The organism is Ralstonia sp. R-29 (assembly GCF_049913345.1).
In the GTDB taxonomy this organism is placed as follows: Bacteria; Pseudomonadota; Gammaproteobacteria; order Burkholderiales; family Burkholderiaceae; genus Ralstonia.
The window spans coordinates 1,665,255-1,683,894 of sequence record NZ_CP184378.1; the positions used below are offsets into that span (position 1 = coordinate 1,665,255).

At 58.4% G+C, this 18,640-nt stretch carries 14 protein-coding genes and 1 pseudogene; 13 read left to right on the top strand and 2 right to left on the bottom strand.

Annotation, left to right across the window (positions count from 1 at the left end):
• Positions 1-6 precede the first annotated feature (6 nt).
• The 5 genes from ACN9M1_RS24710 (at position 7) to qatD (ending at position 6,725) form a co-directional block, all read left to right on the top strand.
• Positions 7-1,944 (top strand): helix-hairpin-helix domain-containing protein, encoded by a 1,938-nt coding sequence (locus tag ACN9M1_RS24710; RefSeq protein ID WP_426399495.1) that lies wholly within the window; start codon positions 7-9, stop codon positions 1,942-1,944.
• Between the two features lie 50 nt (positions 1,945-1,994).
• Positions 1,995-3,860, top strand: coding sequence for a KAP family P-loop NTPase fold protein (locus tag ACN9M1_RS24715; RefSeq protein ID WP_426399496.1), 1,866 nt, complete (start codon positions 1,995-1,997; stop codon positions 3,858-3,860).
• Between the two features lie 320 nt (positions 3,861-4,180).
• Positions 4,181-4,717, top strand: a complete 537-nt coding sequence (qatB, locus tag ACN9M1_RS24720) for a Qat anti-phage system associated protein QatB (RefSeq protein WP_426399497.1) — start codon at positions 4,181-4,183, stop codon at positions 4,715-4,717.
• A complete protein-coding gene (gene qatC / locus ACN9M1_RS24725) occupies positions 4,714-5,991 on the top strand; it encodes a Qat anti-phage system QueC-like protein QatC (RefSeq protein ID WP_426399498.1) in 1,278 nt (425 codons plus the stop codon). The genes qatB and qatC overlap by 4 nt, the downstream gene beginning before the upstream one ends.
• On the top strand, positions 5,991-6,725 hold the full coding sequence (gene qatD, locus ACN9M1_RS24730; protein WP_426399499.1) for a Qat anti-phage system TatD family nuclease QatD: 735 nt from the start codon (positions 5,991-5,993) through the stop codon (positions 6,723-6,725). Before qatC ends, qatD begins: the two co-directional genes overlap by 1 nt.
• A 58-nt stretch (positions 6,726-6,783) precedes the next feature.
• Here qatD and ACN9M1_RS24735 read toward each other — a convergent pair whose 3' ends face one another.
• Positions 6,784-7,074, bottom strand: coding sequence for an H-NS family nucleoid-associated regulatory protein (locus tag ACN9M1_RS24735; RefSeq protein ID WP_426399500.1), 291 nt, complete (start codon positions 7,072-7,074; stop codon positions 6,784-6,786).
• A 266-nt stretch (positions 7,075-7,340) separates the two neighbouring features.
• Between ACN9M1_RS24735 and ACN9M1_RS24740 the strand changes: the two genes are divergently transcribed.
• Positions 7,341-8,384, top strand: coding sequence for a restriction endonuclease (locus ACN9M1_RS24740; RefSeq protein ID WP_426399501.1), 1,044 nt, complete (start codon positions 7,341-7,343; stop codon positions 8,382-8,384).
• Positions 8,385-8,638: 254 nt separating this feature from the next.
• Here the strand turns inward: ACN9M1_RS24740 and ACN9M1_RS24745 are convergent.
• Positions 8,639-9,815, bottom strand: a pseudogene (locus ACN9M1_RS24745) (type VI immunity family protein).
• A 267-nt stretch (positions 9,816-10,082) separates the two neighbouring features.
• Between ACN9M1_RS24745 and ACN9M1_RS24750 the strand changes: the two are divergent.
• The 7 genes from ACN9M1_RS24750 (at position 10,083) to ACN9M1_RS24780 (ending at position 18,597) form a co-directional block, all read left to right on the top strand.
• Positions 10,083-12,959, top strand: coding sequence for a type VI secretion system Vgr family protein (locus ACN9M1_RS24750; protein ID WP_426400729.1), 2,877 nt, complete (start codon positions 10,083-10,085; stop codon positions 12,957-12,959).
• 31 nt (positions 12,960-12,990) lie between these two features.
• Entirely contained in the window at positions 12,991-13,842 is an 852-nt protein-coding gene (locus ACN9M1_RS24755) for a DUF4123 domain-containing protein (RefSeq protein ID WP_426399502.1), read from the top strand.
• A 23-nt stretch (positions 13,843-13,865) separates the two neighbouring features.
• Complete coding sequence (locus tag ACN9M1_RS24760; RefSeq protein ID WP_426399503.1) at positions 13,866-14,423, top strand: DUF3304 domain-containing protein; 558 nt, start codon at positions 13,866-13,868, stop codon at positions 14,421-14,423.
• Between the two features lie 23 nt (positions 14,424-14,446).
• Positions 14,447-14,965, top strand: coding sequence for a DUF3304 domain-containing protein (locus ACN9M1_RS24765; protein WP_426399504.1), 519 nt, complete (start codon positions 14,447-14,449; stop codon positions 14,963-14,965).
• A gap of 1 nt (position 14,966) precedes the next feature.
• Positions 14,967-17,234: a T6SS phospholipase effector Tle1-like catalytic domain-containing protein gene (locus ACN9M1_RS24770; RefSeq protein ID WP_426399505.1), complete on the top strand. Its 2,268-nt coding sequence runs from the start codon at positions 14,967-14,969 to the stop codon at positions 17,232-17,234.
• Positions 17,235-17,295: 61 nt separating this feature from the next.
• Positions 17,296-17,679, top strand: coding sequence for a hypothetical protein (locus ACN9M1_RS24775; RefSeq protein WP_426399506.1), 384 nt, complete (start codon positions 17,296-17,298; stop codon positions 17,677-17,679).
• Complete coding sequence (locus tag ACN9M1_RS24780) at positions 17,680-18,597, top strand: hypothetical protein (RefSeq protein ID WP_426399507.1); 918 nt, start codon at positions 17,680-17,682, stop codon at positions 18,595-18,597. It begins immediately after the preceding gene.
• The last annotated feature ends 43 nt before the right edge of the window (positions 18,598-18,640 follow it).

The window sequence follows — 18,640 nt, forward strand, 5'->3', positions numbered from 1 at the left end:
CGATAGATGGACAAGACGCTGTTCGACGCAAAGGGGAACGCCGTCCGTCTGAGGCGTGAGCTTGGCCGTGGCGGGGAAGGAGCCGTGTTCGAGGTGGAAGGACGGCCAGAACTTGTGGCCAAGGTCTATCACAGCTCCCTGAATGCCATCCGGCAATCGAAGTTGGCCTACATGGCGAGCTCAGTAGACCAGTCAATCCTGAACTATGCCGCGTGGCCTCAGGAGACTCTTCACGTAAAGCCAAACGGCGCAATTAACGGTTTTCTGATGGCGAAGGTTGTGAATCGCGAACCGATTCACAAGCTATACAGTCCGGCCCACCGTAAGCAGGATTTTCCCAGGGCCGCCTGGGACTTCCTGCTCTATGTGGCGCGAAACACAGCCGCTGCATTCTCCGCCCTTCACGCCCAGGGGCACGTGATTGGGGACGTCAACCAAGGCAATGTGGTAGTCGGCGCAGACAGCAAGGTCTCGCTCATCGACTGCGATTCGTTTCAGATTCGAGCCCAAAACACAGTTCATTTCTGCGAGGTCGGCGTTCCGCACTTCACGCCGCCGGAGCTACAGGGGACAACCTCATTTGCTTCGACGCAGCGCACTACGAATCACGACAATTTTGGGCTCGCCCTCCTAATTTTTCATCTGCTATTTGGCGGCCGGCATCCTTTCTCTGGTGTGCCTCTTCGAAGTGACGTGGGCAACCAACTTGAGGCGGACATCAAAGCGTTTCGCTTTGCCTATAGTCGCACTGCGCGTGCCAGAGGGTTCGACGCTCCGCCAAATGCGTTGACGCTAGCTTTGGTACCTGACTCGGTTGGCAGTTTGTTCGAGCGAGCCTTCACCGAACCGGGCGCGGCGCCAAACGGGCGGCCCACTGCAGGCGATTGGGTACAAGCTCTCGATTCGCTGCGAGCCTCGACGAAGAAATGCTCTGCATCGGCGATGCATCTCTTCCCCACGGCCATATCCACCTGCCCGTGGTGCAGCCTAGAGTCGAAAGGCGTTGTGTACTTCATCGATGTGCACGCTTACCAGCAGCCCGGGGTCGCTGGTTTCCAGTTAGCAAAGGTCTGGGCGGCGATTGAAGCTGTTGCACCTCCTGGTGCCTTAGCTCCACCGTCGTGGAATCACATCAAGCCCACGCCGCAACCGCTACCTGCAGGGTATCAGTCGCAGCGGAACAAAGCATATTTCGTTCGGACCATCATTCTCGGCCTAGGTCTCTGGTTTACCGTCGCACAGCCGGCGCTGTTCTTTATTGCCTTGCTCGTGGGGTGGATTGCATGGTCGGCCTTCGGCAAGGTTAACGCCGCTCCGGAGCGGACTCGGAGAGAGCAGCAACTCAGAGCTGCACAGCAGCAGTGGGTCATGCTCTGCGAACGCTGGAATTCTGAGGTGGGTACGGCTGGCTTCACGAAGAAGAAATCGGAATTGGTACGCCTCAAGACGGAGTATCAAGCTCTTGATGCCAAGGAGCAGCGCGCGATGGAGGAGCTCAAGAGCACCGCTGAAGCGCGGCAGAAGCAACGGTACCTCGAGCGCTTCTTCATCTCTGATGCGTCCATCTCAGGAGTAGGCCCTGGCCGCAAAACGGTTCTTGCCTCGCACGGCATAGAGACTGCCGCAGACATCAGCGCAAGCCGCATCAAGAACATCAAAGGCTTTGGTGAGGGCCTAACAAGAGCCCTCGTTGACTGGCGAAAGACGTGCGAGCGCGGCTTCAGATTCAACCCGAGTACTGCGGTGCCAGCGGCAGACATCGCGGGAGTGAGGAACAAGATTGCTGCACTTCGGATTCAGTTGGAAAAGGGACTCGCTGCTGGCCCGTCGGAGCTCTCTCGATTTAAATCGGAGCAACAGCATCGTGCCACCGCGTTACAGAAACAATTTGATGTTGCAGCGGCAGCGCTGGCTCAAGCGCATGCAGACATCAAAGTATTCTAGTTGCGCTGTTTAAATAGAGAAATTAACCATTTCAGTTGAGAATAATAGACATGTGGCACGACGTAGAAACTTCGACAGACTTGCTTAATTTCTCGGTCGTCGCGGACACGGCAGCGCAGCTAATTCGCGACTCCGCAGGTGAGCCTCTGTCTATTGGTATATCCGGGAGCTGGGGTGTTGGAAAGTCTTCCTTGGTGAGGATGGTCGCGAACTCCTTGAAGAGCACTGCGGGTGCGGAGAAGAGGTACATCTTCTTGGACTTCAATGCGTGGTTATATCAAGGATACGACGACGCACGCATGGCGCTCTTGCAGTCGGTTTCCGACAAGCTCGTCAAGGAGGCGGAGGAACGCAAGTCTTTCCTGGACAAAGCGATGGACTTTGCAAAGCGCGTGAAATGGCTCCGCGCCGCGAAGATGCTAGCCCCTGTCGCTCAAGGCGTCGTTCTGGGTGGGGCCATCGCCGGACCTGTTGGTTCGATTATTGGAGCGGTTGGTGGTCTGCTCACATCCGACGGCGCGCCGAGCGCTGACGACCTAGCCAAGGTTAAGGAGGCCTACAGCGAGTTGCAGCCAGACCTAAAGGACCTGTTGAAGGATAAGGAGGCGATGTCTCTTCCAAGAGAAATAGCCGGCCTGAGGAAGGCATTCCACGAGATTCTGGATGGGCTGGATGTAACTTTGATTGTCTTCGTTGATGACCTGGACCGATGTCTCCCCGACACCGCAATTTCCACACTCGAAGCAATACGCCTGCTGCTTTTCATGCCGAGGACAGCGTTTATTATTGCAGCCGACGAACAAATGATTCGTGGCGCGGTGCGAGCACACTTCAAAGACGCCAATCTCAACGATGAGCTTGTTACAAGCTATTTCGACAAGCTGATTCAGGTGCCTCTCCGCGTCCCGCGACTCGGCGTCACCGAAGTCAAAGCATATCTAGTCCTACTGTTCGCAGATTTGGCTCGGCGGAGAGGTGAGCTTGACGGAGAAGTCGTTAAACAGGCTCAAGAAAAAATACTGGACGCTGTCAGGAAATCTTGGGCGGGTGCACTAACCCGGAAGACAATATCGGAGGCATTTGGTCAAGCGAATGGCTTCGCTCAAAAAATCGACTTGGCAGACCAGCTTGCGCCGCTGCTTACAACCGCTGACAACATTGCAGGCAATCCTAGACTCATAAAACGATTCTTGAACAACCTCACAATTCGTGAGGCTATCGCCAAAGCTCAGGGAATGACAGTCGCATTTGAAGAGTTGGTCAAACTCCAGCTATTCGAACGGTGCGCGTCGCCGGCAGCGTTTGAGTTCCTTGTCAAAGCGGTCGGAGAGAGTGAGGACGGGAAGCCCAAGTTCTTCGCTGGTATTGAGGAAGCTCTTGCTGAAGGTGAGCCCTACAAAGCACCTGACCCTAGTTGGGATACCAAATTCATCGGCAATTGGCTGAAGTTGTCGCCGCCGCTTGCAGGTACCGACCTCCGACCACTCCTGTACTTGAGCAAGGACCGAAGCATATCTCTAGCAGCGTTCGATGAACTTTCCCCGGACGGTCGAGCTCTGTTCGACGCAATACTCGAGGCAAAAAGCTTGCTGGAGCCTTTGGTTAAGCAGGTACAAGCATTGGGCGAGGCGGAAGCAGAGCGATTGCTCACGCGGCTAATGCGTCGTGTCCGCTCTGAGCAGTGGGACAGAGATTCACTGACCAAGTGTTTGCACGTGACGCGGGCGTTTCCTCAGCTCGGTTCTCTCTTTGTCGGGCTGTTGCAGGAAATCCCTGCAACTCAGCGTCCGGCGCCGCTGATACCTAACATTCGCGATGAGCCTTGGGCGCAAGAGCTACTGGCCGCTTGGGCGTCGGATTCAAGTTCACCGCAACCGGTGAAGAACGCAATAAAAGCACTTCAGGGGAATCGATAAATATGGGGACTTCAACATCTAGTTCCGGCCCTGGCGCAGGCGTTTCTTTTGACCCTCCCTGGCTGGACCAGCTCGGGGGGGACGCACCTGCCGTTGGAGGCGGAGATGTGTCAGACGCGGAAGGAAGTGAGGATGCCGAAAGCAACGGCGGTAGTCCCGATGTAGCCCCCGCTGAAGGGATAGCGCCACCTCGGCGGTTCGCTGACGCGCGCAGACTGTTGGGGAACTACGCGAGAACGGGGAACAGGGAATCCCTGGGCCGCGCTATCGGTCACTACTCACGTACTGGGATGGGCGGAGCGCGTAACGCTGCGGCCCGAATGCGTGCGTCGACACGGTCGGCAGTCGGCCTCATATCGTTGTTGCAGGCTGCTCGCGACGGTACAGACGCCCGAGTCAGTCAGTGGGTCAGCTCGCTAGTTGAAAGGAATCCATCGGCTCAAGACGTTATCAATGAGGTAATCCAGCAGGTCACGACAAGCGGCGGGAGTCTCGACGAGGAGTCGTGCAAGGACTCCATGGCGCAAGCGATGGCCGAGCTAATGGAAAACCAACCAAACGTCGACTTGCTCAGTATGAGCGACGTGGATATCTGGTCGCTGGTGGAACTGTTCTTGGCCCATGAGGCGTGCAGCCGCCTCCAACTGGATATCGGTCAACTTTTCGAAAGTTCCAGGCTGGCGCCGCGCGAAGTGGTCAACCGCATGAACGACATGCGCGACTATCTGAAAGCTGAGATTTCCGCCCAAATGCGCGTGGTGAGGCAGGCAAACTTAAATCCCTCGCCAAGGCAGCTTGAGACAACAATGCAGCAGGCGCTGCGAAACACTTTTGCTGTTTATGAGGGAACACAATGACACGTGTTATCTGCTCTCCCGCACATCTGTTGCCGAACACTACTTCCGGCGGTGTCGACTACTTCTCGCTGTACTCAAATCCGGCACGGGGCGATGTCGGTACGATTGCGCCTGGATGGAAGGATGACTTGTCCCGCCTCGGTCTCAATCCTTCTATTCAGGTATGGGACTTTGTATCGCTGGCGCTGGCCGTCGCGGCGGCGGACTTAACCTGCCTCAGAGCTGGCAGTGCTGATGGATGGACGAGAACTATCCAGTTGGATGTTTGTTTGCACGACCCTGAGCCGTGGGTGGCGCAGCAGGGAGCATTAGAGCAAATGCTGCGTTTCCTGACCGGGGATTTTTGGGCGATAACATTGCTACCTGGTGGAGAACCTCCGCCTCAATCAACAAGCCAACTCACTGTTGATGCCGATTGCGTGTCCCTTCTGTCAGGGGGAGTTGATAGTCTCGTGGGAGCAATCGACCTGACGATTGCAGGCCGTCGTCCGCTTTTTGTTTCGCAGGTCGCCAAGGGCGACCGTGACACGCAGCTCAGATTCGCACAAGAACTACACGCGACGAACCGCCACTTCCAGTGGAACCATCGCATTCGGTTGATTCACCCTTCTGAGCGCTCGACGCGAGGGCGTTCGATAGTGTTCTTCGCGTTTGCGGCGCTTGCTAGCAGCGCTGTCCACTCTGCGACTCAAAGCACCGTCGAAATCTTCGTCCCTGAGAATGGCTTCATCAGCTTGAATGTGCCGCTGACCCCTGGCCGCTTCGGCAGCTTCAGCACCAAGACAACTCATCCGGTATTCCTTTCTCGCCTTCAAGATATATGGAATGCGGTCGGTATCGAGGCCGAACTGCTGTCACCTTACAAATTCAAGACCAAGGGGGAGTTGCTGGAAGACTGTACTGACAAGCCCTTGCTACAGCGACTCGTGGGTGACTCGACGAGTTGCGGTCGTTTTGGCTACTACAACTACACCCACTGTGGGAGGTGCGTGCCGTGCCTGGTGCGGAGAGCATCCTTCATTCGAGCGGGGTTCAACGACTCCACGCCCCGTTACCGCTTTGATGATTTGCGTCTTAGTGGTCGACGGACGGGAGCCAACGATATTGGGGCAGCAGCAGTGGCACATCTTCGTGCAGCGGAAGAAGGGGTTGCACGTCTATTTGGCGGTGCACTGAGTTTTGCCAATGCCACTGACCGGTCTCGGTATGAAGGCGTTGTCGACCGTGGTCTGGCTGAACTGGGGGAGCTGTTGCGACAGCATGGAGTCGTGTGATGGACCTACACAGCCATCTTGACTTGTACCCGGATGCACTGCGGCTATTACCCGAGGTCAACAAGCGCAATCGCTTCACACTTGTTGTTACGACAAGCCCGCGAGCGTGGGTCGCGACCTCTCGCGTGTTTGCCGGATACGAAAATATCCAAGTCGCGTTGGGGCTTCACCCAGAAATCGTGGAACGTAAGTCGGCGGAGCGCGACTTGCTACTCTCGTATGTGTCGCAAACTCGATTCGTGGGCGAAGTCGGATTGGATGGCTCGCCAAAATTCAGAGCGTCACTACCCGCCCAAGAGGATATCTTCAGAGCGGTCATTGCGGAGTGTGAGCGTCAAGGCGGGCGCATCATCAGCTTGCACTCACGCGGCGCCACAACGAAAGTGCTGGACGTTCTTGATGGACATCCCTTAGCAGGCAGCCCGATTCTGCACTGGTTTTCCGGTTCAGTTAGAGAGCTACAGCGAGCTATCGAGCTAGGGTGCTGGTTCAGTGTTGGGCCAGCGATGCTTGCCGGAGCCAAGGGCCGCGAATTGCTCAGCAGGATGCCGGCAGAAAGAGTGTTACCTGAAACAGATGGCCCTTTCGCAGCAGCAAACAATGTGTCGTTGATGCCATGGGATGCACTGGATATTGCCCCAGTTCTCTCAGAAACGTGGGGCATGCAAGTTGGCAGCGTGGTGCAGAAGCTAGAGCAAAACCTTGAGCGTTTGCTATCTACGATAGCTGACTGACCTGCACCAACCACGACGCCAGGGGGTATGGCGTCGTAATTGGCGGAGTGTTATCGATTTACTTAATCAGGAATCGCTCGAAATTTTTTCCTGCAATCCATGCCGGCGCGCGCCCACGGCCCGTCCACGTTGCGCCTGACTTTGGGTCCATGTACTTGGGCGCAACCGTCCCCCCCTTGCGCTGCTTCTTCGCCTTGGTCGCCAGCCCAAGGTCTTCCGCCGTGAGGCCGTACTCGATGACGATTTGGCGCGTCTGCGCGATGACCGTTTCCAGTTCCGCAGCGTGCGCAGCGGCGAGCTGTTGCTCCAATTTTTCCTTTTGTGCGAGCAGCTCTTTGTATGTCGCCATAGTTTCCTCCGCGTGTTGGTGAATGCAAAGCATAGCTGAAGACGTCGCCGCCGGGGTGCGACCGCAGGAGATTGTCTGCGCGCTTGGTTGGTGAGTGCAATCCGATGAGTATCGCCGGTTCCGGCTTCACTGGCTAACGCCATCTCAAGAGCATGTTTTGGTCTCAAGAATTCGACCTTTAGGTCGTCTATTCTTGGGGGCGCGGGCAATAGGCGTACTTGTTCTCGGTCTTGCCAGCCTTGTCTTCAACCGTGTGAGAACCCAAAATGACTCAGTTCTCTCAAGAGATACCAAAGCCGCTGCAGTTCCAGGATTTCCAAACGATGTGCGCCGATATCTACGCGGAGGTATTCGGCGACAAAGTGCCGGCTATTCACGGTAGGTCTGGGCAGGGCCAGGGTGGCGTCGACCTTTTCGTTGAGGATGGAGAGACCGGCAAACGCATTGCAATCCAGTGCAAACGATATGATGCCACCAAGATTACCGAGGAGAAGCTTCAGGCGGAGCTCGTAAAGCTCGATAAGAGCGGCGTCAATGTTTCGCTGTACGTCATAGCGAGCACTTTGGAGCGGGATATATCGCTGCGGAAGGTGGTGCTAAAAATTTCCGATGCTCGCGTTGAGATGGGGCTCTGTCGAGTTCATATCGACTTCTGGCAAGACTTGTGTGACCACATCGGCAGAATTGATTCGTTGCAGAGACTTTACGCACCTCACCTGCGCGGAGGCATACTTCATGAGGTGCGAGAGCAGCAGGCGCTCTCGCTGGACCAGACCGCGCGTATCAAAGCATCGGTGGATGCCCTCAGTGCAGGTAGCCAAGTCAAGGACGTGCATGGGCGCTACTTGCTTAATGCGTGGAGGCGATACGTTCGCCCCACGCCGATTGGCAACGCAAGGAAGCTTCAGCGCTTCTTTGGGGTGCTGGGAGCATGTGCCTTCGCTGCTTCCATGTCCTCCTTCTTTCTCTCTAGCTTCCGGTATCCCGGCTATTGGTTCACGTTCGTTGTCGCTTTCCCATCCATGCTGCTCTTCGCATTTTTGCACCAGCTTAGACAAGAGAGGTTGAGTTTCGCCTTGCCGTTCCTGCATAGAGAGCTTCTCTTGGAGGTCAACGAGCGGGACGATATCTTTGTTACCAGGATTGGAGCGACTTGCCCGTATTGCGCCAGCGCCATGCGTTTTCGCTTTCTGGGTGACTGGCGGCATTACGTCGTGCCTTGGTTGGTCTGTAGCAGGAATCGCTCTGCCCATCGCGTCGACCTTGACCACACAACTCTTCCTGAGCCGGGCACAGACATCTCTGAGTGAGGGTGCGCACCAACGGTAATCCCCGCAAAAATAACGAGCATAGTTGGCATTGGTGACTCCTGAAGCGGTCAGATGGTCGAGAAGTAGCGGACGCAAAAATTGTTGCTCTATTTGAGCCAGAAGATGCTCTAAACTAAGTCTCTCTTTGCTCCTTGCCACGTATCGCTGGTTGCGTTCGCGGGTGTACTCCCCCCGCCCGGTCAGCCTCGGCTCGCCAAGTAGTACCCCAGCGCGCCCGGCTCAACCCAACGGAGTCATAGTCGGAACTCGCTCAGCGTATTCGCCGTGCCCAGCGTTGGCCCATTCAGCAGCTTGGCCTTGTACGAGAGTATTTCGTCCGGTGCTACATCCAACCGGCGCAGCCAAGCATCTGCCGCTGCGCCCACAATTCGCGGTTCACCATCGTGCGACGTCCCATGGAACGTTTCAAACGCTGGGATGCGTGCGGCCTTGAGCGCGTTGTTCGTCAATACATAGGCGGCCGGCAGCCCCAACTCAACAGAGCCGATGTCCGGTTTCGCCCCAGCCTGGATGACGAGACCACCACCATAGTCGTAGAACGCATACCAGCTCGGCGGGAGTTCCTGACGCAGGTCGTCTACGGAACCAACCTTGCTCAAGAGTTCTGTGCTCAGGGCTGTCAACCAGCTCACTGTCTTGAAGCCGCCGCGCAACCGACCAGACATGAATACCGAATCGCCCACGTCCAGGCCCATCATCTTTTCAGCCATGATGGCTTGGGTCGGTTCATTCTCGTCAACGCGCGCAGGCGACATCACCAGACTGTGACCTGCAAAGCCGTGCAACGGCTTCAGCCGTTTCGCGAACGAGTAGAACAGCTTCAGCAGAATGAGCGGATTCTGCTCCATCGGCGGAATCGGGAGCGAGAACACGAGAGCTGATAGTGGCCTTCTCGATTTGCGCGCTTTCCATCCGCGCTCCCCGGACACGTGGAACATGTAGGGGGGATGCGTCCTCCCTTCTTTCGCCCCCGGTGTAGAAGAAAGAGAAAAGGTCGTCCTCGTGCGTGTCTGCCGCCAGCTTGCGCATCGGCTTCGCGTCGGCATACGGCTGCACGTCGGGGCCGGATGGCGGTTCTTCCCGCCAGAGCCAGGTCAGGTGGTCACCGGCAACGGCGGCATACTCATCAAAGCAATCGCAGATTTGGTCGCGAACTGCCTTCTCATGGGCGCCATCAAAGAACAGGGTGCCGGTAAAAGCGAAAGCTGCCCCGACGTAGTCGCTCGGGCCGTACTTCATCAGCATTGCGCCAGGAAGCTGCAACTTGTCCGGGTGCTGTTGCATCTGGGACGTCCAGTCGGAATCGGTCATTTCTAGTCCGTTGGAATGCGAGCACGGTCGGGGTGCGGTGTCTTTCCGCGTGTCAATAGCTATGCGGCCCCGGCTGGCCACCGGCCGCAACATGGCCATGCTGGCGGTGGCGTAAAAGCATCGATGTGTGGCCGCAGGAGTCTACCGAACCCCTTGGTGCCGGTCGACATACGGGACCAAGAACAAACTTGGTTGCCCGAATCGTGAATTTAAAAGGTTTAATATCTGCTTCCAAAAAAATTAAACATTTCGCATTCTTAACATCCAAGAAAGAATTAATGACTATTCCAAGCAGGGTGCCCCCTTTAAAATAGGGGGCCCGGATTTTGGTAGCTAGTCGGGCATTTTGAATATGCCATGCCCATGATGGACGCCACGACGCTGCTGCAAAACCTCTTCGCCACCGCTCACCGCCTATACACCCTCGAAGGCGACGGCCCCCTGGTGGACTTGGCGGTGGAGGCCTGGCTCGGCCGGGAGGCCCTCTCCGAACTATTCGAATGGCGCATCGTCACGGTCAGCCCCAACGCGCGCATCGCGCTCGAATCCCTCATCGGCCAACGTGTCACGCTGGTCACGACGCTGGCTAACGGCGCACAAGCCAAGCGGACCGGCCTCATCCGCCTCGCAGAAATGCTTGGCGCCGACGGCAGCCTCACGCGCTACCGCCTGACCGTGGTGCCGTGGTTCTGGCTCACCACTCAGCAGCGCCACAGTCAGGTGTTCCAGAACCGGCCGCTCGCGGACATCTTCGAGCAAGTGCTATCGTCCTATGAGCCCTACGCCTCATGGCGCTACGCAGCCGGCGCCGAAGCGCGCATGGCCGAATTTGGCACGCGCAGCCACATCGCCCAGTTCCGCGAGACGGACTACCACTTTGTCACGCGTCTGCTGGCCGAAGCGGGGCTGGGTTTCACCATCATCGAAGACGAGCAGGCACACAACGGCCACACACTGCTGATTTTCGCCGACAGCACGCAATTGGCTGCAGATGCCGAATCGGCTGCTGACGGCGGTATCCGCTACCACCGTGCGCACAGCCTGGAAGAGCGCGACGCCATCCAGCAATTGATGTGTCACACCCGCACCACCGTGGGTGGTGTAGCCGTGGCTGCCTGGGACCCGGAGGGCAAGCGTAGTGTGCGGGCTCATGCGCCGGCGCGGTTTGGTGGCGGAGCGGCAAGCCCCGACGCGTATCTGTCAGTCAGCCCCTCACTGGCCCCCGATGCAGCCAACGCCCAGCGTATCACCGAGCAAGTCATGGAAGGCATCGAAGCGCGCGCGTTACTGCTTGCCGGGAGTGGGACAGTTCGCACGTTTCGCAGTGGCACGCGTCTGCAAGTCGTCGGTTGCCCGCACCTGCCGCAAGATGCAGATGGTCCGTTTCCGCTGCTGATGGATGGGGTTGAACACTGCGGCATCAACAATTTGACCGCTGACACGCACGCCGCGTTGGGCCAGAAGTTGGGCGGGCTGGATGCTGCATTGACATTCGATGCCCCGCCCGGGCCCCCGGAGACTGGCGTCGGCGGCTTCGGTTTCCAAGAGGAGGATGCGCCTATCAATCGAATGGCGCCAGCCTCCGACCTGCTTGCCGCTGCGCGAACACACGGTTACGCAGGCCAATTCCGTGCGTGCGACGCACGCCGTCCGTGGCGCCCTGCGGTCACGCACCCTGATACGGGCCGCTTGTACTCTGAACCCACAGCACAGGGCGTCCACAGCGCCATCGTGGTCGGCCCGGATGGCCAAATGCAAGCAGGTGGCGATGGCGAACATCACGCCAGCCCCGCCGGAGAAGTCCGCATCCGCTTCCCATGGCAGCAAGGGCAGCGGCCGGATGACCGCAGCAGCCGTTGGGTGCGCGTGGCCCAGCGCCAAGCCGGTGCCGGCATGGGCTGGCAATGGCTGCCGCGTATCGGACAAGAGGTGCTGGTCAAATTCCAGGAAGACGATATCGACCAGCCGGTCGTCATTGGCGCCCTCTATAACGGTCAGGGTGAGGCCGGTATTGCGCCGACGCCTGGTGGTCAAACCGCAGCCCAAAATGACGCGACCGGGCTTTACAAGCAAGGTAGCGATATGGCCCCAAGCGCCCAAGGCAACCTCGCTGGCGGCCACAGCCCCGCATGGCACGGCATGGGCACCGACACAGACGGGCACCGTAATGCCGCCGCGCACACCGGCTTCAAGAGCGCTGAACATGGCGGCAGCGGCTACAACCAGCTCGTCTTTGATGACAGCGACGGCCAACTGCGCACGCAACTGGCAACTACGCAGGCCTACAGCCAGCTCAATCTCGGCCATCTCGTCCATCAGCAGGACAATCGGCGCGGCAGCTTCCGTGGGCAAGGTTTCGAGTTGCGCACCGACGGCCATGCCGCCGTGCGCGGCCAGGCCGGCCTGCTGCTCACCACCTATCGGGACGCCGCCAGCGGCAAAGCCGTGCCGACCGGCGACAACGCGGCCGGCATCGCGCTTATCAAGCAGGCCAAGGCGCTCACCACATCGTTAGGGCAAGGAGCGGTCACGCATCAGACCACCGGCCTGTCGACGGCCAAGGATGACAACGCGCCGCTGGCCAAGCAGGAGAAAGCCGCCGCCGGCATGGTGGATGGCAAGGCGTTGGATGCGGCCAAACAGGATGCCAGTGCTGGCAACACCAGCGCGCAGGGCAAGGTGCCGCAGCAGGGTGAGGCCATGGTGCACGCCAATGGCCGTGCAGGGGTGGTCTTGGTAGCCGGCCAAGACCTGCAACTGGCCAACGGCGAGAGCATCGCGCTGGGCAGCGGCCAGGACACCAACCTGGCGATTGGCAAGCAAGCACGCATGCACGCGGGTCAGGCCATCGGCGTAGCGGCCGGGCTATCCAAGGCGGGCGACAACAACATCGGCCTGCAACTGACTGCCGGCCAAGACAACATCGACGTGCAGGCTCAGCACGACACGCTCAAGCTGATGTCCAAGGACGACTTGAAATTAGTGTCGGCCAACATGAATGTGGACTTCGCGGCGGCAAAGCGCATTCGCCTGGCGACGGCAGCGGGTGCAGTCATCACGCTGGAGAACGGCAACATCACGGTCGAGTGCTCCGGACCGATTACGTATAAGGCGGCACAACGCAGCTTTGATGGGCCAGTGAATCAGCCATATCCGCTGCCGTCTTTTCCGCAAAGTATCTGTGTCGAATGCATGCTGCGCGCAATGGCCGGCGGCCATCCGCTGGGCAGCAAGAATGGCTGACACATCGACTCACTCGAACAACGTTGGCAGCATGGCGACACGTTTTCAGATTTCGCGCAACCGCAGTGACCAGCCCCTGTGGGTGGATGATTTCCCGGACACTGCTGTGGAGCAGTTGCTCGGCGCGCTGCCCGGCGAGGACGTGCACGCGTTGATAGACAATGCCTTCGATACCGGTTTTGCACTGCGGCTGCACGCCCGGTTCCCGGACTTGCAGCCGCAATCCCTCTATGCCGGTCGCTATGACGGCCCCGGTTTGACCGAAATTGCGCCTTCGGTGCTGCGCATCCCAGATGAGGAATCGCGGCGACGCGAATTTCTCGAGTTTGCTCTGCGCGAAACATCAGGCACGCCGATGCTGAGTTTCCTCCATTGCACTGCGTCAACGCAGAGCCCGCTTCTGCATCTCAGGAACCAGCTTGAAGCGGTCGACCACGAGGGGACGGCGTTCCTCGTCCGCTTTGCAGACACGCGCTCTTTGGACATGCTGCTGCAAGTTTTCGATGGCGCGCAGCGTGAGCGATTTCTGGGCACGATGCGGTGGTGGTATTTCCGGCGCGATGGCGACTTGGAGGAGGTCAGCCATACCGGTGCGTGTGACCAAACCGATGCCCCCTACGCATTCAGCCAGGAGCAGATGGAACGTTTCAACTCGCTTGCCCGCCCAGACGGAATGCTACGCTTGGTCCAGACGAGCGAGCATTGGTTGGGACCGCTCGTGGGCGAACCATCCAAGGCCCATGCTTGCATCCGTGCGGCGCTGGATTCCAGCGGTGCCGACGCGCAAGCCCATGATGCATCCATCCTCCGGCTGGTCGCCGGTGCATTGACTGAGGCTGGGCTGCTGCAGTCGCAACGTCACGATGCGACTGAACAACTATGAAAATTCGAATTTGGATGCCACTCATGTTGGTGCTGCTCGCGACGCTTGCTAGCGGTTGTAAGCCTGCACAGCAAACGCAGGCGCAGGTACAAGCTGCCCCGCAAGATGAGGAGCTTGGCTCAGAAGTCCATGTGTTGAACTACATGGATGAGGGCCTTGGCGACGTCTATGTGAACGGAATCTGGGTAGGCGGCACGTCCAGCCATTCAGGCGGCCACAGCGTTGCCGGCGCGATTGGATTACCTCCGAAGTGGCATTCAGGACTGACGGTAGAGGTCGAATGGCAGGACGACACGCTGTATCGCAAAGACCACGATGCGACGTACAAAACGCAAGTGCCCGTCGAGCCATATGATGTCAGCAAGGACTATCCGGCGGCGCTTTGGCTGGCGTTCGCGCCGGACAAAACAATCAAAGCCATCGCTTCGAGCTACGGACCCGGTCATGTGAACTTCCCCGGAGATTGGAAGTATCCGGAGGATGTTTGCATGGCGAGCGCTGCGTGTGTCGCCAGGTTTTATCCCCAACGCGTACCGCCATCCATTCAGGCACAACATCACGATACGGCAGGACAACCATGAGAACTCGGACTTGGATAGCACTCGTGCTCGTGCTACTCGCGACGCTCATCGGAGGTTGCAAGCCCGCACAGCAAGCGCAAGCGGCCTCGCAAGATGAGGGGCTTGGACTGGAGGTTCGGGTGCTCAACTACATGGATGAGGGACTGGGAGAGGTATTTGTGAACGGGGTCTGGGTAGGCGGCACGTCAAGCCATTCAGGCGGCCACAGCATTGCTGGCGCGATTGGTTTGCCTACAAAGTGGCATTCAGGACTGACCGTGGAAGTGGAATGGCAGGACGATACGCTGTACCGCAAGGACCGCGACGCAACCCACAAGACCCAGGTGCCGGTTGAGCCCTATCCAGATGGTGACCCTTCAACGCTATGGCTTGCCTTCCTGTCCGGCAACAAGATAAGGGCCATCGCATCACGTTGGTCACCAGGATTTCCAAATTTCCCAAGTCGCGATTTGAGGTTCCCGGAGGATGTTTGCATGGCTGAGCCAAGCTGTGCCGCCAAGTTTTATCCTCAACGCGTACCGCATGCCAAGCAGGAGCGGTGAGATGGCTGAACTAGAACGACTAGAGGCGAACCCTTTCTCTCTGACCCTCGACGAGAAAGCGCGTTGCATGGCTAACCACATGGAGGCTTTCACGGGGCAGTGCACCGAGGAATTCCGTATAGGCTTCTTCTTCGACGGCACTAACAACAATAAGGACCGGGATGCACCCAAGCAAGCGCACAGCAACGTGGCGCGACTGTTCGACCTCTTCGAGGAAAAGGACGACCAGATAAAGGTCTATATTCCAGGCATTGGCACGCCCTTCCCGAAAGAGATAGGTGACACTGGTCGTGGTTATGATGCGCGTGCTGGTCTCATGGCAGGTTGGGGTGGCGAAGCCCGCATCAATTGGGCACTGCTGCAGGTAACCGACGCACTGTACCGACGTTACTACGGTGACAATGTCAGCAAAGCCATGGGAAGTGCCGACCTTGCCACGGTCCGCAAAATTTCAGCCGACCTCAGTTTCCCCGTGCACAAGCGCGCCGCAGCCGCACGCGACGAAGCACAGAAGGTAAGGGATGAAGCGGAAGAGTTGAATGACACGAGCACGGTACGCACGCTCGGAGGTGCGGCTGACACCGCTGATAATTTCCCGAACGACATCGCCCGTAAGCAGGAACTGAAACGGCGTCGCGAGTTCGTTTCGCAAAAGCTCAAGCAACTAATCGCAGACCGCAAGCCCAAGCTGTTGCGCATTCGCTTGTCCGTGTTTGGTTTCTCACGGGGGGCCGCCGAGGCACGTGTCTTCAGCAACTGGCTCAAGGATGCGCTGGACGACGACATGACACTGGCTGGTGTGCCGGTGAGCTTCGACTTCCTTGGCATTCTCGATACTGTGGCGTCCGTGGGGTTCGCTCAGAGTTCCATGTTCTCTACGGGCCACGGCGGATGGGGGCAGGAGGAATTCCTGCGCATTCCGAAATACGTCAAACGGACGGTCCATCTGGTCTCCGCTCACGAGATTCGTGGTTCGTTTCCGCTGGACAAGGCCGTGGCCAACAACTGCCTGGAACTGGCCTATCCGGGCGTCCATACCGACGTGGGCGGTGCCTATCAGCCGGGCGACCAGGGACGCGGCTGCCGGGCCGACGGAGCGCCGGATGACAGCACCAAGGTCTCGCAGGTCACGTTGGCTAAGATGTACCGCGAAGCGGTAGCTGCCGGCGTGCCGCTGAATCCGGCTGCAGCGACGCTTCCTCAGCGCGCTAAAGAGGCGCTCAAAATCTCACCGCAGCTCATCAAGGACTACAACGCGTACGTTGACGCGGTCAATCCGCTGATTCGGAAGAAAGGCGGCGGGACGACGGGCGCGGCACATGTGCAATATGGGCTGTATCTGCGTTGGCGTCGGCTGCGGCTGGGTAGCGGCGCAGATACCTTTGAGAACCAGCCGTTCTTCAAGCGAGCGCAAAATTTCAGCCTGCAGTGCGCTCAGGACCTGAGCGGCGCCAATGAAGAGCTACGCGATGAAGCCAAGACGATGGCCGAGATGGAAAACTCCATCGCATACTCGGATGGCTGGATGACCACGGTGCTTCGAAATACAGGTTTGCCAGCTGCGGCGTTGCTCAAAATTCAGCGCTCGATATGGGGTGAAAAAGTCGCACAGTGGCGCGAAGTCAAACAATATTGGAACGACACGTCGCCGCTGGACCCTCGGGTCGTGAAGTTCTTCGACGACTACGTGCACGATTCGCGTGCGTGGTTTAAGCCAATGGGCGCCACCAATGAAGGGGTCTGGAAACTCCGGCAAAAGGCCCGGCTGGAGGAACTCAAGCGCAAAGACGCCCAGTGGAAAGCTAACTGGGGAGCCGAGTGGCAGAAGTTGAACGCGGACATTCAGCGTGACCCTCAGGGGACACTCGAGCGTTATGCGCCCTTGTCTGAGGGGGGCAAGGGTGAAGTTGCACCACCGCCCCCGCCAGTCATGGGTCAAGACCGAATCGACCTGGACCGCTACCTGAAGGATGGCTCCCTTCCGTTGGAGAAAACGGGCCGCGAGTTCAGTTCGGTGTGGGGCTATCTGCGTTGGCGAACGCACTATGCCCCAGAGTCGACACTGGGCGAACGGGCGGAAGCCGCCTGGAACAAGGTGACTGCGGCCACCGACAAGGTGGTGCAGAAGGGTAAGACAGCTGCCCACGACGCGGAGGAAAGTTTGGCACGCACCGCGCGCAAGCTGCATGAGGCTGGGCAAGACTCGCTGGAGCACGCAGCAAAGAACACCCTACAGCGTTTCCTGGGTGGCGACGTTCGACCGCTGTGAAGGGGCGGGTGACTTCCGTTTCCAGTTCCTAAACCTTCGTTCTTGCTGGAGTGACGTACCCATGTCGAGTCAGAACGATGTGTCGCCATCGAGCCCCCACGATGCGGTCTACATCCAAGACGGCGTGCGCGTTGAACATGCGGATGGCAGCTATACGGTCACCCATGCGGGTGGCATCTCGGTCAGTCATCGGGCCGATGGCAACATCGAAGGGAGGTTGCCTGTCATGCGTGCGTTGAGCGTGGCGGATATCTCGAAGGTGGTTCGACACGAGATTGCACGCGTGTTCGACACGGTTTCGCACACACTGCATTTCGAAGGTGGAGGCGTGCTCTCCTACATGCATGGCATGAACGGTCAAGGCTACGAATTCAGCGGCCATAACGTCCACGTGGTGGCGGACAAGGACGGGCGGGTGACTGTGCACGGAACCTGCCCGAACTGAATGCCGGTGCGCATCATCATTTCATCAAAATCAACAACGCAGACTAGGCTCATGTTCCACTCAATCTCTCGGCGACCCGCACTTCTGGCGCTTTTTGCTACAACGCTGGCAGCGATATGCAACAGCCAGTGGGTGGCTGCTAAGGAGCCGACCGCTGATACTCGAACTCTGCCGGCCGTCGGGACGACATGGTGCTACAGCGTTGGAAACGGCCGGGTGTTTCCCCTGACGCTCAAGCAGGTCGAGGGCGGCGTCGCAAGCTATGAGGCCGGCTCGGCCGACGCTTTGCGAAAGATTGATGAGCAGGTGGACACGTACACGACGGTAAATGCCAGTCGCGACGGACAATTCAGGATGCTGGCGTTTCCGCTCTCGCGTGGGAAATCATGGTCTGACGAGTTTGACGAGGTGCTGACATCCGAACTTGGCCCCGGCATGTCATGGCAATACCATTACAAGGCGGCGTCATTTAGCGAAGTGGTCGGAACAAAGAGGATAAAGGTCGGCGCCGGCACGTACGACACCGTGGTTATCGAGCGCTCCACCTCATGGCTCAAAAGTCAGCCGAGCTCGTCGGACGCAGAGCTACGCGACAGGCAGTGCGACAAACCAGAGTGCTCAGTATCGGGTGTCAGCAAGGAACTGCTTTGGTACGCCCCCGCGATTGGCCGTGCAGTGCTGCGCGTCTATTCACAGAGTGGTCATCGCGAGCCCACTGACGACCACACGCCAGACGAAATTTTGAAGAACGCGAAGGCGGTCGTCGTCGAGTTGGTCGGCTATGGTGAAGATGCGACCTGCACATCAGCGCACGCCCCGTTGTTAGCAAGAACGCCTTCGTCACCGTGGTCCGGCTTCGCGATGCGGCCGAACGATACATGGGAGTTTCTGATGTCGAGCGATATCGCGAGGGAATAAGGTTCTTCCACCTTCGCTTGCCGGGGCCAAGGGGTGCGAACTG